This is a genomic window from Staphylococcus saprophyticus subsp. saprophyticus ATCC 15305 = NCTC 7292, assembly GCF_000010125.1.
GTDB lineage: Bacteria > Bacillota > Bacilli > Staphylococcales > Staphylococcaceae > Staphylococcus > Staphylococcus saprophyticus.
In genome coordinates this window covers 2,255,652-2,278,887 of record NC_007350.1, presented here as the reverse complement: position 1 = coordinate 2,278,887, position 23,236 = coordinate 2,255,652, and the positions used below count along the sequence as shown (strand labels likewise).

Here is a 23,236-nt window from a genome sequence, read left to right as displayed (position 1 = left end):
ATGGCTAATCAAGAACAAATCATTGAAGCAATTAAAGAAATGTCAGTTTTAGAATTAAACGACTTAGTAAAAGCAATTGAAGAAGAATTTGGTGTAACTGCAGCAGCTCCAGTAGCAGCAGCAGGCGCAGCAGCAGGCGGAGACGCTGAAGCTGAAAAAACTGATTTCGATGTTGAATTAACTTCAGCTGGATCATCTAAAATCAAAGTCGTTAAAGCTGTTAAAGAAGCTACTGGCTTAGGATTAAAAGATGCTAAAGAATTAGTTGACGGAGCTCCTAAAGTAATCAAAGAAGCTTTACCTAAAGAAGAAGCTGAAAAACTTAAAGAAGCATTAGAAGAAGTTGGCGCTACAGTAGAATTAAAATAATTCTAGCTTGCTAACAATTCATAATTATATATTGAGGCTTATCTGCGTTGCTTAATGCAGCAACTACTTCGGTACGTTGGGATTAAGTGCGCTATAGATAGGCTGATATCTTTGAGAAGTGAAAACCCCGTTATCCATATAACGGGGTTTTATCTTATTTGATCAATATCCAATCAAACGGGTATAGTATTAATCTAAGAAGAATTAGATTAAAGAGGTGTAGTCATGAATCATTACTATGATGAAAATCCTGAAGTAGAAAGTGATGAGTTGCTTTTTACGTACTCCTACGATAACCATGATTTAGAACTAATAACAGATTCAGGTGTATTTTCTAAAGGAAAAATAGACTTCGGCTCTGATTTATTAGTGACAACATTTTTGAAAGCATATCCTCCTGGTCCCACGAAGAAAATTATAGACGTTGGTTGTGGCTATGGCCCTATCGGTTTAATGATTGCAAAAGTTTCCCCACATCACGAAGTGACAATGGTTGATATTAACCAAAGAGCACTATCATTATCAAGAAAAAATAAAAAAAGAAACCGTATAGACAATGCTGAGATTATTGAAAGTAATGGTTTGTCACAAGTAGAAGATAACACTTATGATTTTGTACTGACTAATCCGCCGATTAGAGCAGGAAAGCAAGTCGTTCACAGTATTTTAGAAGATGCTTTTAATAAATTGAAACAAGGTGGCGCCTTGTATGTAGTAATTCAGAAAAAACAAGGTATGCCGTCAGCAAAGAAAAAAATGCAAGAAACATTCGATAACGTGGAAGTATTAGAAAAGAGCAAAGGCTACTACATTTTAAGAAGTGTAAAAGGTTGATTAAATAGTTGTATTCTGATATAGTAATAGAATGTAAAAAATTATGTTCAATAAGTGTGTACTTTTACGTATAAATTAACAATGTATATAAGGTGAAATAGAAAATGGTGTCATGAGTATGCTACCGTTTTCTTTTTGTCTAATTATATTGGGTGATTTAGTAAAAGTAAACACGCAATTTTTGAGGGGTGAATCTGTTTGGCAGGTCAATTTGTCCAATATGGAAGACATCGTAAACGTAGAAACTATGCGAGAATTTCAGAGGTATTAGAATTACCGAATTTAATTGAGATTCAAACTAAGTCTTACGATTGGTTCTTAGAAGAAGGTTTATTAGAAATGTTTAGAGACATTTCTCCGATTGAAGATTTCACAGGCAATCTATCTTTAGAGTTTGTAGATTACAGACTTGGAGAACCGAAATATGATTTAGAAGAATCTAAAAACCGTGATACAACGTATTCTGCACCTCTACGTGTTAAAGTGCGTTTGATTATCAAGGAAACTGGCGAAGTAAAAGAACAAGAAGTGTTTATGGGCGATTTCCCATTAATGACAGATACAGGTACATTCGTAATTAACGGTGCTGAACGTGTTATCGTTTCACAATTAGTTCGTTCACCATCCGTATACTTCAATGAAAAACTAGATAAAAATGGTCGTACCAACTTCGATGCTACAATTATTCCAAACCGTGGTGCTTGGTTAGAATATGAAACAGATGCAAAAGATGTTGTTTACGTACGTATTGATAGAACTAGAAAATTACCATTAACAGTATTATTACGTGCTTTAGGTTTCTCTACAGATCAAGAAATCGTTGATCTTTTAGGTGACAATGAGTATTTACGTAATACTTTAGAAAAAGATGGTACAGAAACAACAGATCAAGCGCTATTAGAAATCTATGAGCGTTTACGCCCTGGTGAACCACCTACAGTAGAAAATGCTAAGAGTCTTTTATATTCTCGTTTCTTCGATCCGAAACGTTATGACTTAGCAAGCGTAGGTCGTTACAAAGCAAACAAAAAACTTCATTTAAAACACCGCTTGTTTAATCAAAAATTAGCAGAACCTATTGTTAATACTGAAACAGGTGAAATTGTTGCTGAAGAAGGTACTGTGCTTGATCGTCGTAATCTCGATGAAATCATGGATGTACTGGAAGCAAATGCTAACAGTGAAGTCTTTGAGTTAGAAGGTACAGTGATTGATGAACCTGTTGAAATTCAATCTATTAAAGTTTATGTTCCTAACGATGAAGAAGGACGTACAACGACAGTGATTGGTAATGCATTCCCTGATTCAGAAGTGAAATGTATTACACCAGCAGATATTATTGCATCAATGTCTTACTTCTTTAACTTATTAAGTGGTATTGGCTTCACAGATGATATTGACCACCTTGGTAACCGTCGTCTACGTTCAGTAGGTGAATTGTTACAAAACCAATTCCGTATTGGTTTATCAAGAATGGAACGTGTTGTACGTGAAAGAATGTCTATCCAAGACACTGATTCTGTAACGCCACAACAATTAATCAATATTCGTCCAGTGATTGCATCTATCAAAGAATTCTTTGGTAGTTCACAATTATCACAATTCATGGACCAAGCGAATCCGTTAGCTGAGTTAACGCATAAACGTCGTTTATCAGCTCTAGGACCTGGTGGTTTAACGCGTGAACGTGCTCAAATGGAAGTACGTGACGTTCACTATTCTCACTATGGCCGTATGTGTCCAATTGAAACGCCAGAGGGTCCAAACATCGGACTTATTAACTCGTTATCTAGTTATGCGCGTGTAAATGAATTCGGCTTTATTGAAACACCTTACCGTAAAGTGGATCTTGAAACGAATTCAATCACGGATCAAATTGACTATTTAACAGCTGATGAAGAAGATAGCTATGTTGTAGCACAAGCAAACTCAACATTAGACGAAAATGGCCGTTTCATAGCAGACGAAGTTGTTTGTCGTTTCCGTGGTAATAATACAGTTATGGCCAAAGAAAAAATGGATTATATGGATGTCTCACCTAAACAAGTTGTTTCTGCAGCGACAGCATGTATTCCTTTCTTAGAAAACGATGACTCTAACCGTGCATTGATGGGTGCGAACATGCAACGTCAAGCAGTGCCATTGATGAATCCAGAATCACCATTTGTAGGTACAGGTATGGAGCACGTGGCAGCACGTGACTCTGGTGCAGCAATTGTTGCAAAACGTAAAGGTCGCGTTGAGCACGTTGAATCTAATGAAATTCTTGTTCGTCAACTTATCGAAGAAGACGGTCAAGAATACGAAGGCGAATTAGATCGCTATCCATTAGCTAAATTCAAACGTTCAAATACGGGTACTTGTTATAACCAAAGACCTATCGTTGCTTCTGGTGACGTAGTAACTAAAGGTGAAATTTTAGCCGATGGTCCTTCAATGGAACTTGGTGAAATGGCATTAGGTAGAAACGTAGTTGTTGGTTTCATGACTTGGGACGGTTACAACTATGAGGATGCTGTTATTATGAGTGAACGCCTAGTTAAAGATGACGTATATACTTCTATTCATATTGAAGAGTATGAATCAGAAGCGCGTGATACGAAACTAGGACCTGAGGAAATCACTCGCGATATTCCTAACGTTTCTGACAGTGCACTTAAAAACTTAGATGACCGTGGTATTGTATACGTCGGCGCTGAAGTTAATGATGGTGACATCTTAGTAGGTAAAGTAACGCCTAAAGGTGTAACAGAATTAACTGCAGAAGAACGTTTACTACACGCTATCTTTGGTGAAAAAGCACGTGAAGTTCGCGATACATCATTACGCGTACCTCATGGTGCAGGTGGTATTGTTCTAGATGTTAAAGTCTTTAACCGTGAAGAAGGAGACGATACATTATCTCCAGGTGTTAACCAATTAGTGCGTGTTTATATCGTTCAAAAACGTAAAATTCACGTAGGAGATAAAATGTGTGGTCGTCATGGTAACAAAGGTGTTATTTCTAAACTTGTTCCTGAAGAAGATATGCCATATCTTCCAGACGGCACACCAATCGATATCATGTTGAACCCACTTGGTGTTCCTTCACGTATGAATATCGGACAAGTATTAGAGCTACACTTAGGTATGGCTGCTAAAAACTTAGGTATTCACGTTGCATCACCAGTATTTGATGGTGCAAGTGATGAAGACGTTTGGTCAACAATTGAAGAAGCTGGTATGGCTCGTGATGGTAAGACAGTATTATACGATGGACGTACGGGTGAACCATTCGATAACAGAATTTCAGTCGGCGTTATGTACATGCTGAAACTTGCACACATGGTTGATGACAAACTACACGCACGTTCAACTGGACCATATTCACTTGTAACGCAACAACCACTTGGTGGTAAAGCACAATTTGGTGGACAACGTTTCGGTGAAATGGAAGTATGGGCACTTGAAGCTTACGGTGCTGCATATACACTTCAAGAAATTTTAACTTACAAATCCGATGATACAGTAGGTCGTGTGAAAACATATGAATCTATTGTTAAAGGTGAAAATATTACTAAACCAGGTGTTCCTGAATCATTCCGAGTATTGATGAAAGAATTACAAAGTTTAGGACTAGATGTTAAAATCATGGACGAGCATGACAATGAAATTGACATGCAAGATAATGAAGAAGAAGATGTCGTTGAACGTAAAGTGGATCTTCAACAAAAAGATGCTCCACAATCACAAAAAGAAGTTACAGACTAATTGCATTTAAGTTTATAAATGAATATGCCGTGAAGAGCTGTGTGCTTAATTAGTGCACACTCTAAGCGGGCATTTCATTATTGATATAGAGCAATCAATCAATTTGCACAGCTAATCTAAATTGAAGGAGGTAGGCTCCTTGATTGATGTAAATAATTTCCATTATATGAAAATAGGACTTGCTTCACCTGAAAAAATCCGTTCATGGTCTTTTGGTGAGGTTAAAAAGCCAGAAACAATAAACTATCGTACTTTAAAACCAGAAAAAGATGGTCTATTCTGTGAAAGAATATTTGGACCTACAAAAGACTGGGAATGTAGTTGTGGTAAATACAAACGCGTACGTTACAAAGGTATGGTTTGTGATAGATGTGGCGTAGAAGTAACTAAATCTAAAGTGCGCCGTGAAAGAATGGGGCACATTGAATTAGCTGCACCTGTATCACACATTTGGTATTTCAAAGGTATTCCAAGCCGTATGGGTCTATTATTAGACATGTCACCAAGAGCGTTAGAAGAAGTTATTTACTTTGCTTCATACGTTGTTGTTAATCCAGGACCAACTGGATTAGAGAAAAAGACATTATTATCTGAAGCTGAATTCAGAGAATACTATGATAAATTCCCTGGTAAATTCACAGCTAAAATGGGTGCTGAAGGTATCAAAGAATTACTTGAAGAAATTGATTTAGATGCTGAACTCAAGCACTTACGTGATGAGTTAGAATCAGCTACTGGTCAAAGACTTACTCGTGCAATTAAACGTTTAGAAGTTGTTGAATCATTCAGACATTCTGGTAACAACCCAGCATGGATGATCTTAGACGTACTTCCAATTATCCCACCAGAAATCAGACCAATGGTTCAATTAGATGGTGGACGTTTTGCGACAAGTGATTTAAATGATTTATACCGCCGTGTTATCAACCGTAACAACCGTTTGAAACGTTTATTAGACTTAGGTGCTCCTGGCATCATCGTACAAAATGAAAAACGTATGTTACAAGAGGCTGTTGACGCACTTATTGATAATGGTCGTCGTGGCCGTCCAGTAACTGGTCCAGGTAACCGTCCATTAAAATCACTTTCACACATGTTAAAAGGTAAACAAGGTCGTTTCCGTCAAAACTTATTAGGTAAACGTGTTGACTATTCAGGTCGTTCAGTTATTGCAGTTGGACCTAGCTTGAAAATGTATCAATGTGGACTACCTAAAGAAATGGCACTTGAATTGTTCAAACCTTTCATTATGAAAGAATTAGTTCAACGTGAAATTGCGACAAACATCAAAAACGCGAAAAGTAAAATTGAGCGCATGGATGATGAAGTATGGGATGTATTAGAAGATGTTATTAAAGAACACCCAGTTCTTTTAAACCGTGCACCTACACTTCACAGATTAGGTATCCAAGCATTTGAACCTACACTTGTTGAAGGTCGTGCGATCCGTCTACATCCACTTGCTACAACAGCTTATAATGCCGACTTTGATGGTGACCAAATGGCTGTTCACGTACCATTATCTAAAGAAGCTCAAGCTGAAGCGCGTATGTTAATGTTAGCAGCGCAAAACATCTTGAACCCTAAAGATGGTAAACCAGTTGTTACACCATCACAAGATATGGTATTAGGTAACTATTACCTTACATTAGAGCGTAAAGAAGCAGTGAATACAGGTACGATTTATAATGATACGAACGAAGTACTAAAAGCTTATGCAAATGGCTACGTTCACTTGCATACAAGAATTGGTGTACACGCAGCATCATTCAATAATCCTACTTTCACTGAAGAACAAAACAAAAAAATCTTACTAACGTCTGTTGGTAAAGTAATATTTAATGAAATCATTCCTGATTCATTTGCATATATCAATGAACCAACACAAACGAACTTGGAAAATAAAACACCTGAGAAATATTTCATTGCACCAACTGAAATTGGTGAAGAAGGCTTGAAAGCTTACTTTGATGAACAACCGTTAATCAAACCTTTCAATAAGAATTTCCTAGGAAATGTTATTGCAGAAGTGTTCAACCGTTTCAGCATCACTGATACGTCAATGATGTTAGATAGAATGAAAGACTTAGGATTCAAGTTCTCATCTAAAGCAGGTATCACTGTTGGTGTATCTGATATTGTGGTACTACCAGACAAACAAGATATCTTAGATGAACATGAAAAACTCGTTGAAAAAGTAACGAAACAATTTAATCGTGGTTTAATCACTGATTTTGAACGTTACAACGCAGTAATCGAAATTTGGACAGATGCCAAAGATCAAATTCAAAACGAATTGATGGGCTCACTAGAAAAAACAAACCCTATCTTTATGATGAGTGACTCTGGTGCCCGTGGTAACGCGTCTAACTTTACACAGTTAGCAGGTATGCGTGGACTTATGGCTGCGCCTTCTGGTGAAATTATCGAATTACCAATCACGTCTTCATTCCGTGAAGGTTTAACAGTGTTAGAATACTTCATCTCTACTCACGGTGCGCGTAAAGGTCTTGCCGATACAGCACTTAAAACAGCCGATTCTGGTTATCTTACTCGTCGACTTGTTGACGTTGCTCAAGATGTTATTGTACGTGAGGAAGATTGTGGTACTGACCGTGGTTTACTTGTTTCAGATATCAAAGAAGGTACTGAAATGATTGAACCATTCATCGAACGTATTGAAGGTCGTTATTCTAAAGAAACAATTCGTCATCCAGAAACAAATGAAGTAATTGTTAATCCTGACGAATTAGTAACTGCAGAAATCGCTAAGAAAATTACTGATGCTGGTATTGAGGAAATGTATATCCGTTCAGCATTTACATGTAACACACGTCATGGTGTATGTGAAAAATGTTACGGTAAAAACCTTGCAACTGGTGAAAAAGTTGAAGTTGGTGAAGCAGTTGGTACAATTGCTGCCCAATCAATTGGTGAACCAGGTACACAGCTTACAATGCGTACATTCCATACAGGTGGTGTAGCAGGTAGCGATATCACACAAGGTCTTCCTCGTATCCAAGAGATCTTCGAAGCACGTAATCCTAAAGGTCAAGCCGTGATTACTGAAATCGAAGGTGTTGTTGATGACATCAAATTAGCGAAAGATCGCCAACAAGAAATTGTAATTAAAGGCGCTAATGAAACGAAATCTTATCTAGCTTCTGGTACTTCAAGATTGAAAGTAGAAGTTGGACAAAGTGTTGAACGTGGTGAAGTTCTAACAGAAGGTTCAATTGAGCCTAAGAACTATTTATCTGTATCAGGTTTAAATGCAACAGAAAGTTATTTACTAAAAGAAGTTCAAAAAGTTTACCGTATGCAAGGTGTTGAAATCGATGATAAACACGTTGAGGTTATGGTAAGACAAATGTTACGTAAAGTACGTATCATTGAAGCTGGAGATACTAAGTTACTTCCAGGTTCATTAGTAGATATTCATAACTTTACTGATGCCAACCGTGAAGCATTTAAAGAACGTAAACGTCCTGCAACAGCTAAACCAGTATTACTAGGTATTACGAAAGCGTCTCTTGAAACTGAAAGCTTCTTATCAGCGGCTTCATTCCAAGAAACAACACGTGTACTTACTGATGCTGCAATTAAAGGTAAACGTGATAACTTACTCGGTCTTAAAGAGAATGTTATTATCGGTAAATTAATTCCAGCTGGTACAGGTATGAGACGTTATAGAGATGTTGAATACGATAAAGCTGCACCTGAAACTGAAATTGTAGAAGAAGTACAAACTACTGAAATATAATTTTGAGTTAAATGAACAAGGTGGTCGGAATGCGATTTTCGATCACTTTGTTTTTAATTATTTTTGCAAAATTATTGGATTTAAAGTTGACTCAGCAGTAATGAAAATGTTATTATTATTAAGGTTGATGCAAGCAGAACTTTGGAGGATATTTATATGTCTAATGAAAAAGTTGCACGCTTTAACAAACAACATTTTGTTATTGGTCTTAAACAAACGCTAAAAGCTTTGAATAAAGATCAAGTTACATCATTGATTATCGCTGAAGACGTAGAAGTTCATCTTATGACTCGCGTGTTGAGCCAAATCAATCACAAACACATACCTGTTTCATTTTTCGAAAGCAAACAAGCTTTAGGGAAATATGTAGGTATAAACGTTAATGCAGCTATTGTTGCATTATTAAAATGAGATTAGTAAGAATGATTCTTACTAAATTTTATTTACCCTTAAAATGAACCACCTGGATGTGTGGGATTATAAATGAGGAAAGGAGGAACTAATCATGCCAACTATTAATCAATTGGTACGCAAACCAAGACAAAGTAAATCAAAAAAATCTGATTCACCAGCATTAAACAGAAATTTTAACAGTAAAAAGAAAAAATTTACTGATTTAAATTCACCACAAAAACGTGGGGTTTGTACTCGTGTCGGTACTATGACACCTAAAAAACCTAACTCAGCGTTACGTAAATATGCGCGTGTTCGTTTGTCTAACAACATTGAAATCAATGCGTATATCCCTGGTATCGGACATAACTTACAAGAACACAGTGTTGTACTTGTACGTGGTGGACGTGTAAAAGACTTACCTGGTGTACGTTACCATATCGTACGTGGTGCGCTTGATACTTCAGGTGTTGATGGACGTAGACAAGGCCGTTCATTATACGGAACTAAAAAACCTAAAAAATAAGTTTAAGATTGCGTAAATTTTCGCTATAAAATTTAAAATTATACTATAGTAGGAAGGGAGGATTTACATTATGCCTCGTAAAGGATCAGTACCAAAAAGAGACGTATTACCAGATCCAATTCACAACTCTAAATTAGTTACAAAATTGATCAACAAAATTATGTTAGATGGTAAACGTGGAACAGCACAAAGAATTCTTTATTCTGCATTCGACTTAGTTAAAGAACGTAGTGGTCGTGAAGCAGTTGAAGTTTTCGAAGAAGCTATCGATAACATCATGCCAGTATTAGAAGTAAAAGCTCGCCGTGTAGGTGGTTCTAACTATCAAGTACCAGTAGAAGTTCGTCCAGAGCGTCGTACTACATTAGGTCTTCGTTGGTTAGTTAACTATTCGCGTCTTCGTGGTGAAAAAACTATGGAAGAACGTTTAGCTAATGAAATCTTAGATGCTGCTAACAACACTGGTGGAGCAGTTAAGAAACGTGAAGACACACATAAAATGGCTGAAGCTAACAAAGCATTCGCTCACTATCGTTGGTAGGATAGTAGCTTTTTCCCTGAGCATGTTCCACAAAGATAGTTTACTATCACCGGTGCGTGTTTAGGGCATCGCCATATTTAAAGTATTTATTCGCAGTTATACTGGAAGGAGAAAAATACATGGCTAGAGATTTTAGTTTAGATAGAACTCGTAATATCGGTATCATGGCTCACATCGATGCTGGTAAAACAACTACGACTGAACGTATTCTTTACTATACTGGACGTATCCATAAAATTGGTGAAACACACGAAGGTGCTTCACAAATGGACTGGATGGAACAGGAGCAAGACCGCGGTATCACTATCACATCAGCTGCAACGACAGCAGAATGGGATAACCACCGTGTAAACATCATCGATACACCTGGACACGTAGACTTCACTGTGGAAGTTGAACGTTCATTACGTGTACTTGATGGCGCAGTAACAGTATTAGATGCACAATCTGGTGTTGAACCTCAAACTGAAACAGTTTGGCGTCAGGCAACAACTTATGGTGTACCTCGTATTGTTTTCGTTAACAAAATGGACAAATTAGGTGCTAACTTTGAATACTCAGTAAGCACAATTCATGACCGTTTACAAGCTAATGCGCAACCAATTCAGTTACCTATCGGTGCTGAAGATGAATTTGAAGCAATCATCGACTTAGTTGAAATGACATGTTTCAAATACACAAATGATTTAGGAACTGAAATTGAAGAAATTGAAATTCCTGAAGATCATAAAGAAAGAGCTGAAGAAGCTCGTGCGGCATTAGTTGAAGCAGTTGCTGAAACTGACGACGAATTAATGGAAAAATATCTTGGTGATGAAGAAATTTCAATCCCTGAATTGAAAGCTGCTATCCGTAAAGCAACTACTGATGTAGAATTCTACCCAGTTCTTGTTGGTACAGCATTCAAAAACAAGGGTGTTCAATTGATGCTTAATGCAGTAATTGATTATTTACCTTCACCATTAGATGTTAAACCAATTATTGGTCACCGTGCTGATAATCCAGATGAAGAAGTTATCGCAAAAGCTGATGACAATGCTGAGTTCGCTGCTTTAGCGTTCAAAGTAATGACTGACCCTTATGTTGGTAAATTAACATTCTTCCGTGTTTATTCAGGTACATTATCATCAGGTTCATATGTTAAAAACTCTACGAAGAACAAACGTGAACGTGTAGGTCGTTTACTACAAATGCACGCTAACTCTCGTCAAGAGTTAAACACAGTATATTCAGGAGATATCGCTGCTGCGGTAGGTCTTAAAGATACTGGTACTGGTGATACTTTATGTGGTGAAAAAAATGACATCATCTTGGAATCTATGGATTTCCCAGAGCCTGTTATTCACTTATCAGTTGAACCAAAATCTAAAGCGGACCAAGACAAAATGACTACTGCTTTAGTTAAGTTACAAGAAGAAGATCCTACATTCCATGCACACACAGACGATGAAACTGGACAAGTTATCATTGGTGGTATGGGTGAACTTCACTTAGATATCTTAGTAGACCGTATGAAGAAAGAATTTAACGTTGAATGTAACGTTGGTGCGCCAATGGTTTCATACCGTGAAACATTTAAATCATCAGCTGAAGTTCAAGGTAAATTCGCTCGTCAATCAGGTGGTCGTGGTCAATATGGTGACGTTAAAATTGAATTCTCACCTAATGAAACAGGTGGCGGTTTCGAATTCGAAAACGCTATCGTTGGTGGTGTAGTTCCACGTGAATACATTCCATCAGTTGAAGCAGGTCTTAAAGATTCAATGGAAAACGGTGTATTAGCTGGATATCCTTTAATTGATGTTAAAGCTAGATTATTTGATGGTTCATACCATGATGTCGATTCATCAGAAATGGCCTTCAAAGTCGCTGCATCATTAGCACTTAAAGAAGCTGCTAAAAAATGTGATCCAGTTATCTTAGAACCAATGATGAAAGTAACAATCGAAATGCCTGAAGAGTACATGGGTGACATCATGGGTGACGTAACATCTCGTCGTGGACGTGTTGATGGTATGGAACCTCGTGGTAATGCACAAGTTGTAAATGCTTATGTACCACTTTCAGAAATGTTCGGTTATGCAACATCATTACGTTCAAACACTCAAGGTCGTGGTACTTACACTATGTACTTTGATCACTATGCTGAAGTTCCAAAATCAATTGCCGAAGACATTATCAAGAAAAACAGTGGTAATAAAGCTGAATAATTAAACTTGTTTTGTGAGACAACTGTCTGTACAATACATGTAAAGCTTAATTATGTGGCTTGTAGTTTTATTAATTGATTTTTTGGGAAAAATGCATTATAAAGGTACTGTATGGTCCTTTATACCAAAAAATAAAACAATCTTCTCATGATGGTGAGAAACTGTCATGAGAGATAATTTTAAAAATTTATTTTCTAACGAATAGGAGAGATTTTATAATGGCTAAAGAAAAATTTGACCGCTCAAAAGAACATGCCAATATTGGTACTATTGGTCACGTTGACCATGGTAAAACTACTTTAACAGCTGCTATCGCAACTGTATTAGCAAAAAATGGTGACTCTGTAGCACAATCATATGACATGATTGACAACGCTCCAGAAGAAAAAGAACGTGGTATTACAATCAATACTTCACACATCGAGTATACTACTGACAAACGTCACTATGCTCACGTTGACTGCCCAGGTCACGCTGACTATGTTAAAAACATGATCACTGGTGCTGCACAAATGGACGGAGCTATCTTAGTAGTATCTGCTGCTGATGGCCCAATGCCACAAACTCGTGAACACATTCTTTTATCACGTAACGTTGGTGTTCCAGCATTAGTTGTATTCTTAAACAAAGTTGACATGGTTGACGATGAAGAATTATTAGAATTAGTAGAAATGGAAGTTCGTGACTTATTAAGCGAATATGACTTCCCAGGTGACGATGTACCTGTAATCTCTGGTTCTGCATTAAAAGCTTTAGAAGGCGACGCTGACTATGAGCAAAAAATCTTAGACTTAATGCAAGCTGTTGATGACTTCATTCCAACACCAGAACGTGATTCTGACAAACCATTCATGATGCCAGTTGAGGACGTATTCTCAATCACTGGTCGTGGTACTGTTGCTACAGGCCGTGTTGAACGTGGTCAAATCAAAGTCGGTGAAGAAATCGAAATCATCGGTATGCAAGAAGAATCAAGCAAAACAACTGTTACTGGTGTAGAAATGTTCCGTAAATTATTAGACTACGCTGAAGCTGGTGACAACATTGGTGCATTATTACGTGGTGTTTCACGTGATGATGTACAACGTGGTCAAGTTTTAGCTGCTCCTGGTACTATCACACCACATACAAAATTCAAAGCGGATGTTTACGTTTTATCTAAAGATGAAGGTGGTCGTCATACGCCATTCTTCACTAACTACCGCCCACAATTCTATTTCCGTACTACTGACGTAACTGGTGTTGTTAACTTACCAGAAGGTACTGAAATGGTTATGCCTGGCGATAACGTTGAAATGGATGTTGAATTAATTTCTCCAATCGCTATTGAAGACGGTACTCGTTTCTCTATCCGTGAAGGTGGACGTACTGTTGGATCAGGCGTTGTTACAGTAATCAACGAATAATATAAATTTCTATCTATGATAGATTTTTAAGAGACTCTTTAGGGAGTCTCTTTTTTCATAGAACTCCTATTCACTATGTGAATTAGGGGTTCTTAGTGCATTAGCTGCTAGCAAATGTAAACCAAATCAATTCAGTTTCTGAATTAAGGGGCTTAATGCATTAGATAATAGCTAATGTTAAACAAGGAAAGGCGATGTCATTATTAAGTGACATCGCCTGTTTTGATTTGCTTTTATATAAAGGAATACATTCGCTTATGCGAATGCATAAGTCTTACTAATTCAGCACAGCTGAAAAGTAAGACTATAAAGTCATGCAATGACTAAGGCTAGTAAGGTTTACTTGAGCTAAAGCTCATGCATAAAAGCACCTAAGTCATGCAATGACTAAGGTGCTTTAACAATTACGTTTTCGAGTTCAAGGATTTTTAGGAATTCGCATGCTGCATATTTCATTGCCTTTTCATCAATATTGAAGTTCGGGCTATGATGTGGGTGTGTAGTCTCTTTTTCTGGATTACCACAACCAGTTAAAAAGAATGCACCAGGGCGAACTTTTAAATAGTGTGAGAAATCTTCACCAATCATCATTAACTCAGATTCATAGAAACGTAAATTCATCTCATTTGCAGCTTGTTTAACAATTTCATAATTATTTGGATGATTGTGTACAGGTAGGTAGCCTTTAACATAATCTAATGTATAAGTAATGTCATTTGCTAGAGCAAGCCCCTGCAATAATTTGTCCATTTTAGTGATAATATGACTTTGGACTTCTGTATCAAAGGTACGAACGGTGCCTTTACAGAAAGCAGAGTCAGGAATAATATTGTCGGCTGAACCTGCTTGAACCATACCAAAGCTTATCACAGCTTGTTTAACTGGATCAATTGTTCGTGAGACAATCTTCTGAGCACTCATAATGAATTCTGCCATAATTACTACTGGATCAATCGTTTCATGGGGTTTAGCACCATGGCCGCCTTTACCTTGAATGGTGATATTAAATTCATCGGGAGATGCCATCATAGCACCAGGACGTGAATAAATCATACCTGTTGGATAACCTGTCCATAAATGATTACCATAAATTTTGTCTACGTTGCTGAGACAACCATCATCAATCATTTCTTGTGAGCCGCCTGGCATAATTTCTTCACCATATTGAAAGATTAATACAACATCGCCATTTAGTGAGGATAAATGATTCTCAATAATTTCTGCCACACCAAGTAAGATTGCTGTATGACCGTCATGGCCACATGCATGCATGGCACCTGGATTTTTAGATTTATATGATACGTCTGTTAATTCATCTATTGGTAAGGCATCGAAGTCGGCACGTAAGGCAACTGTAGGGCCATCACCCTGTCCTTTGAATGTTGCAACAATACCATTTCTACCAACTGGTGTACGTATCTCGCAAGATAATTGACTTAATTGATTCATGATAAAGTCATGTGTGTGATGTTCTTCAAATGATAATTCAGGATATTGGTGTAGATAACGACGTACTTGCACCATCCTACTTTCTTTTTGTTGTGCTAGTTGAAACCAATCAAACAACTTCAACCCTTCTTCCTTCAGCATTTTCATCCATTATATCATTTTACGTGTAGCAACTGTAGGTACAAATAATTAACAAAGCTATTAAATTGTAGAAAACGCTTTCTAATATATCATTATTCTACTTTTCACAATTTAAAAAATAGGTTATGATTAACTTGAAAACTAAGATAACTCAAAGGGGGACTTGCAGTGGTTCAATCACTACATGGCTTTTTAGATGAAAATATTCAATATTTAAAAGATAATGGTTTATATAATGAGATAGATACAATTGAAGGCGCCAATGGACCTGAAATTACTATCAATGGGAAAAATTATGTTAACTTATCTTCAAACAATTATTTAGGACTAGCAACAAACGAAGATTTGAAACAAGCAGCAAAAGATGCAATTGATACACATGGTGTAGGTGCCGGTGCTGTGCGTTCAATCAATGGGACATTAGATGTACATGATGAATTAGAGAAAACACTTGCTGAATTTAAAGGTACTGAAGCAGCAATTGCATATCAATCTGGATTCAACTGTAATATGGCTGCCATTTCAGCAGTTATGAATAAAAATGATGCAATTCTTTCTGATGAATTAAATCATGCATCTATTATTGATGGTTGTCGTTTATCTAAAGCGAAGATTATTCGTGTAAACCATTCAGATATGGAAGATTTACGCGCTAAAGCAAAAGAAGCCGTTGAATCAGGACAATACAATAAAGTAATGTACATTACTGATGGTGTTTTCAGTATGGATGGTGATGTTGCTAAACTACCAGAAATCGTAGAAATTGCTGAAGAATTTGGCTTAATCACATATGTTGATGATGCACATGGTTCTGGTGTTATGGGTAAAGGTGCTGGTACGGTTAAACATTTTGGCTTACAAGACAAGATTGATTTCCAAATTGGTACATTATCAAAAGCGATTGGTGTCGTTGGCGGTTATGTAGCAGGTACGCAATCATTAATCGACTGGTTAAAAGCACAATCAAGACCTTTCTTATTCTCAACTTCTTTAGCACCTGGAGATACGAAAGCCATCACAGAAGCAGTTAAAAAACTAATGGCTTCTACAGAATTACATGATAAACTTTGGGAAAATGGCAATTATCTTAAAGATGGTTTGAAAAAATTAGGCTTTGATATAGGTAATTCGGAATCTCCAATCACACCTGTTATTATTGGTGATGAAAAAGAAACACAAGCCTTTAGCCGTCGTTTGAAAGAAGAAGGCGTATATGTAAAATCCATCGTATTCCCAACTGTTCCTAAAGGTACAGGTCGAGTGCGTAATATGCCAACAGCTGCACATACAAAAGAAATGTTAGATCAAGCATTAGCAGCATTTGAAAAAGTTGGTAAAGAACTAGGTACAATTAAATAAATATAACCGTTCATGTATAGCAGCGTGAATATAGTACAAAATTAAGTTTAAAACGTTTGGAGATGGTATGTCTTCAAGCGTTTTTACTATATAATGGCAACACATTATTGTATGGAGTGTGATAAATATGACAAAGTTAATCATCATTAGAGGTAACTCTGGCAGTGGAAAGACAACGATCGCACAGAAATTACAACATACATTAGGCACAGGTGTGATGTTAGTAGGGCAAGATGACATACGTCGCAATATGTTGAATGTATCTGACCAACCTAATAATTTAGCCATTCAACTTATAGAAGACATTGTGAATTATGGCATCGCACATTGCGATTATGTTATTTTAGAAGGTATTTTAAATAGTGCTAAATACGGTTCAATGATTGAGCGCTTAATGAATCAAATTAACGTAGACGCATACGCTTATTATTTCAAACTACCATTTCATGAAACAGTAAGAAGACACCATTTGAAAGATGAAACAGATTTTGGTGAAGAAGCAATGATGCGTTGGTTTGTTGAAAATGACATATTAAAGGTAAACCAAGAAACGTATCTATACCAAGAAATGTCTGAAAATGAAATAATAAGGAAGATTCTAGAAGATATCATTTAATATAAAAATTTGAACATAATTAAACTAGCCTGTGATACGGTATCAATACATAATCACAGACTAGTAGTTATTATTATTTGAAAGGATTTTTAGACTTTTGCGCAGCTTCACGATTTTCTTTATTTTGCATAAATGGTATAGCAAACCATAAGATGTGTAACATACTTGCTAAAATAATAAGTACAATAGGTATAAAGATTTCAATAATACTTATATCTACGACAAATGATGCAAGCACAAAAGCAGTAATTGACGGTATGGCACAAACGATTACGACAGTTAACAATACAAATTGTATGACTTGTGTCGTTAAGGGACTATAAATATCCATAATCAAGATGGCGATATAAAATAGTGTAATAAATGCGAGTAACACCACAACCCAACCGGTCGACATACCACCTTGTGTTTTAATATAGTCTTGATAAGGTGATAGCGTCGGTAAAATAAATAGAATGACGGTGGATAACCATGATAAGATTCCGAAAAAGATAAAGAAAATTTTTGAAGTATTATTGTTATTCATAAAAAACACCTCCTAAGATACAAAATCTTTGTTGGCTTATATTTGATTTATTTAATAGTTGGTATTGTATAATATACTCGTATTTTATTGGTGACGCTTACATTTATATGTATACCCGTTAAATAAAGTTTTAAAGCATCATAAAAAAGGTATTAAATAGGTATAAGCATGTTATTGCATACATCAGTGATGTTGTGATAACAATAAAACACAAAGCTATTCATTATATAATAGATAAAGTGTGCGAGTGAACATGATAAGGGGATTTTAAATGCATAAAAATTTGGGGTTGCATTTCACTACACAACGTCTTATCATTAGACCGTTGGAAGAAAATGATTATGAATCATGGTTAAGTGAATTTGTAAATAGAAAGCCATCACAATATAGGCATGACAAAGGTCAAGTAGATATGTCAGATGCTACAGAACCTTGGTTCGCGGCAATGGTGACTAGACAGCAACAAGCGATTGAAGCGGATGATTTATATATATTTGGTATTTTTGATAAAGCGCATCAACATATAGGTATGCTCAATATTAAGAACTTAAGTAGAGATCAATTCCAATGGGCTGAAATTGGCTATTTTATTCATAATCAATATTGGCATCAAGGATTTGCTTACGAAGCTTTGACTGAATTAGTAAAACAAACACGAGACACATTACATTTTCATAGAATTGAAGCGCATATTAATTTGGATAATAATCCATCTATCCAATTGATTGAAAAGTTAGGCTTTCAATTCGAATGTCTGCGCAAAGGTTTTATTTTTGAAAATGACCAATGGACAGATCATTATGTGTATTATATCAACACACATGATAATCATTTATAAACGTAGGTCGAGAAAGGAAGGAGTGTCAACATGGTTGAATTTAGAGAGTTAACAATGGGTGACGAATTAATGTATTGTGATTATATGAGAGAGTGGATTGATCATGATGAAAAAATTGTCCCTACAATTACAAATATTACAAAATATAGTGATTTTGAAGAGTTAGTACATGAATTAGCTGATAATAAGTCACATGATGAATCAGTGGATAATACCACATTATTCTTAATAGAGGATGATGAAATTATCGGTGCGGCGAACATTCGTCACAATTTAAATGAGCAACTTAAAAAAATAGGCGGCCATGTTGGCTACGGTATCCGTAAGAAACATCGTGGCAAAGGGTTTGGTAATAAAATCCTGAAAAAATCATTGGATTACCTATCAAGAATCGGTGTTCAAGAAGCATTAGTAACATGTACGGAAGATAATGAAGCGTCAGCAGCAGTCATTAAGCATAACGGTGGCGAAGAAATTGAATCATCGACACTAGAAGATGGCACAGTTGTCCGCCGTTTCCAAATTGAAATAGCGTAATTAAACGAGAGGTTGATAATCTTTAAAGATTATCGCCTCTTTTTTTATTTAAATGTTTCAAAATTTATAAATTATGAGTCTACTATGAAACCGCAAACGTAAATAAAGGACTTCATTAAAATTTTCAAGTATAATTAGTACTAGGTATTAAAAACAAATGTTAGAAATGAGGTTTATTGATGTCGAAAGTAATAAAAGATATACATACAGCTTTTGAAGGATTGGAAGATGGAATGACAGTACTTGCTGGGGGCTTTGGGTTATGTGGTATTCCTGAGCATAGTATTGAAGCAATTCGTACAAAAGGTACAAAAGGCTTAACTGTTGTGAGTAACAACTGCGGCGTAGATGACTTCGGCTTAGGCCGTTTATTAGAATATAAGCAAATAGATAAAATGATTAGTTCCTATGTAGGGGAAAATAAAATATTTGAACAACAACTGATTAATGGTGAATTGGATGTTGAATTGACACCGCAAGGCACACTAGCTGAAAAGTTACGTTCTGGAGGCGCGGGCATACCGGCTTTTTATACAAAAACAGGTGTCGGTACACCCATTGCGGAAGGTAAAGAAACGCGTGAATTTGATGGAGAAACGTATTTAATGGAACGCACACTAACAGGCGACTTTGGTATTGTTAAAGCACAAAAATCAGATACATTCGGGAATTTAGTGTTTGAAAAAACAGCACGGAACTTCAATCCATTATGTGCGATGGCAGCTAAAACAACGGTCGTTGAAGTAGAAGAACTTGTAGAGGTAGGAGAAATTGACCCGGATGCCGTTCATATGTCAGGTGTGTATGTAGATTACATCTATGTCGGTGAACATTTTGAAAAACGTATTGAAAAGCGTACAGTGAAGGAGGCCAATCATGGATAAAAAAGTACAACGACAGAAAATTATCCAACGTGCTGCTAAAGAAATTAAAAGTGATATGGTAATTAATCTAGGTATTGGTATGCCTACATTGGTTGCGAATGAAATGAATGACCATGTTGAAAATGTTTACTTTCAATCTGAAAATGGCTTACTTGGTATCGGACCATATCCGACTGAAAATGAAGTGGATCCAGACTTAATCAATGCAGGGAAAGAAACTGTAACAGCTGCTAAAGGGGCGTCTTACTTTGACAATGCAGAATCATTTGCGATGATTCGAGGCGGTCATATCGATTTAGCCATACTTGGTGGCATGGAAGTCTCAGAAACAGGGGACTTAGCGAATTATATGATTCCAGGCAAACTTGTTAAAGGTATGGGCGGCGCGATGGATTTAGTAGTCGGAGCACAAAAAGTAGTTGTCATTATGGATCATATGAATAAACATGGTGAGTCCAAAATAAAATCACAATGTGAATTACCGTTAACAGGTGCTGGTGTAGTCAATACGTTGATTACAGATTTAGCTGTTTTCCAATTTGAAGCGGGTGTCGTGAAACTCGTTGAATTACAACCTGACACAACTTTAGAAGATGTTGAAGCACATACGGATGCACATTTTGAAAATCATTTAAAGTAGGTGGCGTAATTGGTAAAAGATAAAGTAACAATTATTACAGGCGCAGCGAGTGGTATTGGGCTAGCGATAGCAAAAGTATTTTTAGAAAATGGTGCCAAAGTGGTGCTTGCTGATTTGAATGAAGATAAATTAATTCAAGAAACAGATGCATTGAAATCCCAGGGATATGACTGTATGCCAATAAAAGTGAATGTCACAGATGAACAAGCTGTCAAAGCTATGATCAATCAAACAGTTGAACAATATGGACGCTTAGATATTTTATTTAATAATGCAGGGCTACAGCATGTTGAAAGTATCGAATCATTCCCAACAGAAAAGTTCAGACAGATGATTGATATTATGTTGACGGGTAGTTTTATAGGTACAAAATATGCGTTACCTATTATGAAACAACAACAATCAGGACGTATTTTAAATATGGCATCAATTAATGGTGTGATTGGCTTTGCCGGTAAGGCGGCTTATAATAGCGCGAAACACGGGATTATTGGTTTAACAAAAGTAACCGCATTAGAGACCGCTACAGAAGGTATTACAGTGAATGCTATCTGTCCAGGTTATATTGATACACCGTTAGTGCGTAATCAAATGGATGATTTAGCTAAAGAACGTGGTGTGGCAGTAGAACAAGTACTTGAAGACGTTTTATATCCTTTTATTCCTCAAAAACGCTTGTTAGATATTAAAGATATTGCTGACTATGCTTTATTCTTGTGTAGCGATAGTGCGAAAAGTGTCACGGGACAAGCGATTTTGATAGATGGTGGTTACACGGTTCAATAGTTTAAATATATTGTGCAATTAAATTTTTATTTTTAATTCATTTTCAATGAAAATATGTTACGTTGAAATTAACGGAATATAGACAAATTGAAGGTGATTGCTGATGAAAAACACTAACGCCAAAAATGAAGATTGGTTGCCTATCGTAACTAGTTTAGGGCTAACGATACTTTCAGATTTTTTGGATGACCCGTTATATACAAAAATAATGACAGCGATTATGATTTTAGTATTGATATATGCGATTATTAGAGGCGTCATCACCACGAGGTACAGCATTAAAACGGAAGACCCAAATGTAAAAACGTGGTTTAGTATTAAAGTAGATTACTGGTTGCTATTTGTTCGTAATATGATATTTTATGGATTTTTAGCAACACTATTTTTTGTTTCTATATATTTGGATGGTCAAACCATGTGGAAATATTTGTTAGTCATAGTAATCATTTTTGTTTTATTTTTAGTAATGATATCTAAGTTGGAAAAGAAAACAGAAATTATAAATCATGAAGACGATTAAGGTGAATAGGGGTGGCTTATGCGTTATATAGATGCACAAGAACAAGCACAATTATTAAATATGGAAGAAATCGTAGAAGCGGTGGCAGACTCACTTAAAGCATATTCTGAAGGTGAAACAGACACACCATTGCGATATTCTTTACCATTCAATGAAGCCAATCGGTATCTGGTCATGCCTGCACTTTCTGATACGCTGAAAGTAGCTGGTGTTAAGACGGTCACCGTAGCTCCAAATAATTCAGAAATTGGTAAGCCTACCATTGTTGGTTCCGTAACACTTTCAGATTATGAAACTGGTGAAACATTAGCAGTGTTAGAAGGTTCATACTTAACGAAAATACGTACAGGCGCAATCTCGGGTGTTGCTACAAAATATTTAGCACGTGAACAAGCTAAGACGCTATGTGTAATTGGAACGGGTGATCAAGCAGAAGGACTGATAGAAGCGGTACTTGCTGTGAGAGATATTGAACGTATTCAATTTTATAATCGTACTTATGACAAAGCACTTAAATTTTCAAAAGATGTCGAGCATCAACATCGTGATTTAGAGTTATATGTATATGAAGATGTTGAATCAGCAATGACTGATGCAGATATAATTGTGACTGCAACGAATGCGACAACACCAGTATTTCAGAAACATTTATCACCAGGGGTACATGTTAATGCAGTTGGTTCTTTTAAACCTGATATGCAAGAACTGCCATCTCAAGCTATTGCAGAGGCAGATAAAGTCGTAGTGGAGGCTCATGAAGCGGCTATGGCTGAAACAGGTGATTTAATCAATCCAGTTAATGAAGGTGTGTTTGCTAAAGATGGATTACATGGTGAATTAGGGCATATCGTTTCGGGGAAATTAGCAGGACGGTTGTCTGATGAAGAAATAACCATTTTCAAATCTGTTGGTGTCGCAATTGTAGATATCGTTGTGGCGAATTACTTTTATCAAAAAGCAGTAAAACAATAAATACAGCTATATTAGAGAGAGACAGTCTTAAAAATTCAATTAAGCCCAATAACTATGACAAGATATTTGTATTTTACAGGTGTCTTGTCTTTTTTTGTACTTTCAATATATTGTTTTTAAATCTTTAATGTTGTAACCTATTAAAAGTTGCTTCTATCTTTATTTATAGCATTTAC

Annotated in this window: 20 protein-coding genes; 18 read left to right on the top strand and 2 right to left on the bottom strand. The window is 36.4% G+C overall.

The features are described 5' to 3' along the window. From rplL to tuf, 9 genes are all read left to right on the top strand, one after another. The gene (rplL, locus tag SSP_RS11070) at window positions 1-369 is read left to right on the top strand and encodes a 50S ribosomal protein L7/L12 (protein WP_002484162.1); all 369 of its coding nucleotides are present in this window, start codon (window positions 1-3) and stop codon (window positions 367-369) included. A 225-nt stretch (window positions 370-594) separates the two neighbouring features. Beyond that, window positions 595-1,203, top strand: coding sequence for a class I SAM-dependent methyltransferase (locus tag SSP_RS11065; RefSeq protein ID WP_011303840.1), 609 nt, complete (start codon window positions 595-597; stop codon window positions 1,201-1,203). Window positions 1,204-1,401: 198 nt separating this feature from the next. Beyond that, window positions 1,402-4,953, top strand: a complete 3,552-nt coding sequence (gene rpoB / locus SSP_RS11060) for a DNA-directed RNA polymerase subunit beta (protein WP_011303839.1) — start codon at window positions 1,402-1,404, stop codon at window positions 4,951-4,953. A 166-nt stretch (window positions 4,954-5,119) separates the two neighbouring features. Then, window positions 5,120-8,716, top strand: a complete 3,597-nt coding sequence (rpoC, locus tag SSP_RS11055; protein WP_162009579.1) for a DNA-directed RNA polymerase subunit beta' — start codon at window positions 5,120-5,122, stop codon at window positions 8,714-8,716. 156 nt (window positions 8,717-8,872) lie between these two features. Next, a complete protein-coding gene (locus tag SSP_RS11050; RefSeq protein ID WP_011303837.1) occupies window positions 8,873-9,127 on the top strand; it encodes a ribosomal L7Ae/L30e/S12e/Gadd45 family protein in 255 nt (84 codons plus the stop codon). 94 nt (window positions 9,128-9,221) lie between these two features. Next, a complete protein-coding gene (gene rpsL, locus SSP_RS11045; protein WP_002484156.1) occupies window positions 9,222-9,635 on the top strand; it encodes a 30S ribosomal protein S12 in 414 nt (137 codons plus the stop codon). Window positions 9,636-9,705: 70 nt separating this feature from the next. Next, window positions 9,706-10,176, top strand: a complete 471-nt coding sequence (gene rpsG / locus SSP_RS11040) for a 30S ribosomal protein S7 (RefSeq protein ID WP_002484155.1) — start codon at window positions 9,706-9,708, stop codon at window positions 10,174-10,176. A 119-nt stretch (window positions 10,177-10,295) separates the two neighbouring features. Beyond that, on the top strand, window positions 10,296-12,386 hold the full coding sequence (gene fusA, locus SSP_RS11035; RefSeq protein WP_011303836.1) for an elongation factor G: 2,091 nt from the start codon (window positions 10,296-10,298) through the stop codon (window positions 12,384-12,386). 218 nt (window positions 12,387-12,604) lie between these two features. Beyond that, window positions 12,605-13,792, top strand: a complete 1,188-nt coding sequence (tuf, locus tag SSP_RS11030; protein ID WP_002484153.1) for an elongation factor Tu — start codon at window positions 12,605-12,607, stop codon at window positions 13,790-13,792. A 387-nt stretch (window positions 13,793-14,179) separates the two neighbouring features. Here the strand turns inward: tuf and SSP_RS11025 are convergent, their stop codons facing one another. Next, the gene (locus tag SSP_RS11025) at window positions 14,180-15,358 is read right to left on the bottom strand and encodes a M20 family metallopeptidase (RefSeq protein WP_011303835.1); all 1,179 of its coding nucleotides are present in this window, start codon (window positions 15,356-15,358) and stop codon (window positions 14,180-14,182) included. Window positions 15,359-15,550: 192 nt separating this feature from the next. On the opposite strand from SSP_RS11025, the gene SSP_RS11020 reads away from it, so the two are divergent. Continuing rightward, window positions 15,551-16,741 (top strand): glycine C-acetyltransferase, encoded by a 1,191-nt coding sequence (locus SSP_RS11020; RefSeq protein ID WP_002484151.1) that lies wholly within the window; start codon window positions 15,551-15,553, stop codon window positions 16,739-16,741. Window positions 16,742-16,868: 127 nt separating this feature from the next. Then, the gene (locus SSP_RS11015) at window positions 16,869-17,357 is read left to right on the top strand and encodes a kinase (protein ID WP_011303834.1); all 489 of its coding nucleotides are present in this window, start codon (window positions 16,869-16,871) and stop codon (window positions 17,355-17,357) included. Window positions 17,358-17,430: 73 nt separating this feature from the next. Here the strand turns inward: SSP_RS11015 and SSP_RS11010 are convergent, their stop codons facing one another. Next, window positions 17,431-17,883: a hypothetical protein gene (locus SSP_RS11010; RefSeq protein WP_011303833.1), complete on the bottom strand. Its 453-nt coding sequence runs from the start codon at window positions 17,881-17,883 to the stop codon at window positions 17,431-17,433. Window positions 17,884-18,154: 271 nt separating this feature from the next. Here SSP_RS11010 and SSP_RS11005 point away from each other — a divergent pair, with 271 nt between their 5' ends. The 7 genes from SSP_RS11005 to SSP_RS10975 all read left to right on the top strand — a co-directional run bounded on the left by SSP_RS11005 (window position 18,155) and on the right by SSP_RS10975 (window position 23,060). Next, a complete protein-coding gene (locus SSP_RS11005; RefSeq protein ID WP_011303832.1) occupies window positions 18,155-18,721 on the top strand; it encodes a GNAT family N-acetyltransferase in 567 nt (188 codons plus the stop codon). A gap of 30 nt (window positions 18,722-18,751) precedes the next feature. Then, window positions 18,752-19,258: a GNAT family N-acetyltransferase gene (locus tag SSP_RS11000; RefSeq protein WP_011303831.1), complete on the top strand. Its 507-nt coding sequence runs from the start codon at window positions 18,752-18,754 to the stop codon at window positions 19,256-19,258. Window positions 19,259-19,437: 179 nt separating this feature from the next. Beyond that, entirely contained in the window at window positions 19,438-20,142 is a 705-nt protein-coding gene (locus SSP_RS10995) for a CoA transferase subunit A (protein WP_011303830.1), read from the top strand. Then, complete coding sequence (locus SSP_RS10990) at window positions 20,135-20,782, top strand: 3-oxoacid CoA-transferase subunit B (protein ID WP_011303829.1); 648 nt, start codon at window positions 20,135-20,137, stop codon at window positions 20,780-20,782. Before SSP_RS10995 ends, SSP_RS10990 begins: the two co-directional genes overlap by 8 nt. Window positions 20,783-20,791: 9 nt before the next feature. Further along, a complete protein-coding gene (locus SSP_RS10985) occupies window positions 20,792-21,568 on the top strand; it encodes a 3-hydroxybutyrate dehydrogenase (protein WP_011303828.1) in 777 nt (258 codons plus the stop codon). A gap of 103 nt (window positions 21,569-21,671) precedes the next feature. Next, window positions 21,672-22,088 (top strand): hypothetical protein, encoded by a 417-nt coding sequence (locus SSP_RS10980; protein ID WP_011303827.1) that lies wholly within the window; start codon window positions 21,672-21,674, stop codon window positions 22,086-22,088. An 18-nt stretch (window positions 22,089-22,106) separates the two neighbouring features. Continuing rightward, complete coding sequence (locus SSP_RS10975; protein ID WP_011303826.1) at window positions 22,107-23,060, top strand: ornithine cyclodeaminase family protein; 954 nt, start codon at window positions 22,107-22,109, stop codon at window positions 23,058-23,060. Window positions 23,061-23,236 lie beyond the last annotated feature (176 nt).

Coding starts and splice junctions, on each gene's coding strand:
- rpoC (WP_162009579.1), top strand. CDS start 5,120: ATGAAAATAGGACTTGCTTCACCTGAAAAAATCCGTTCATGGTCTTTT.
- rpsL (WP_002484156.1), top strand. CDS start 9,222: ATGCCAACTATTAATCAATTGGTACGCAAACCAAGACAAAGTAAATCA.
- rpsG (WP_002484155.1), top strand. CDS start 9,706: ATGCCTCGTAAAGGATCAGTACCAAAAAGAGACGTATTACCAGATCCA.
- SSP_RS11015 (WP_011303834.1), top strand. CDS start 16,869: ATGACAAAGTTAATCATCATTAGAGGTAACTCTGGCAGTGGAAAGACA.
- SSP_RS10995 (WP_011303830.1), top strand. CDS start 19,438: ATGTCGAAAGTAATAAAAGATATACATACAGCTTTTGAAGGATTGGAA.
- SSP_RS11050 (WP_011303837.1), top strand. CDS start 8,873: ATGTCTAATGAAAAAGTTGCACGCTTTAACAAACAACATTTTGTTATT.
- rplL (WP_002484162.1), top strand. CDS start 1: ATGGCTAATCAAGAACAAATCATTGAAGCAATTAAAGAAATGTCAGTT.
- SSP_RS10990 (WP_011303829.1), top strand. CDS start 20,135: ATGGATAAAAAAGTACAACGACAGAAAATTATCCAACGTGCTGCTAAA.
- tuf (WP_002484153.1), top strand. CDS start 12,605: ATGGCTAAAGAAAAATTTGACCGCTCAAAAGAACATGCCAATATTGGT.
- SSP_RS11000 (WP_011303831.1), top strand. CDS start 18,752: ATGGTTGAATTTAGAGAGTTAACAATGGGTGACGAATTAATGTATTGT.
- fusA (WP_011303836.1), top strand. CDS start 10,296: ATGGCTAGAGATTTTAGTTTAGATAGAACTCGTAATATCGGTATCATG.
- SSP_RS11010 (WP_011303833.1), bottom strand. CDS start 17,883: ATGAATAACAATAATACTTCAAAAATTTTCTTTATCTTTTTCGGAATC.
- SSP_RS11065 (WP_011303840.1), top strand. CDS start 595: ATGAATCATTACTATGATGAAAATCCTGAAGTAGAAAGTGATGAGTTG.
- SSP_RS11005 (WP_011303832.1), top strand. CDS start 18,155: ATGCATAAAAATTTGGGGTTGCATTTCACTACACAACGTCTTATCATT.
- SSP_RS10975 (WP_011303826.1), top strand. CDS start 22,107: ATGCGTTATATAGATGCACAAGAACAAGCACAATTATTAAATATGGAA.
- SSP_RS10980 (WP_011303827.1), top strand. CDS start 21,672: ATGAAAAACACTAACGCCAAAAATGAAGATTGGTTGCCTATCGTAACT.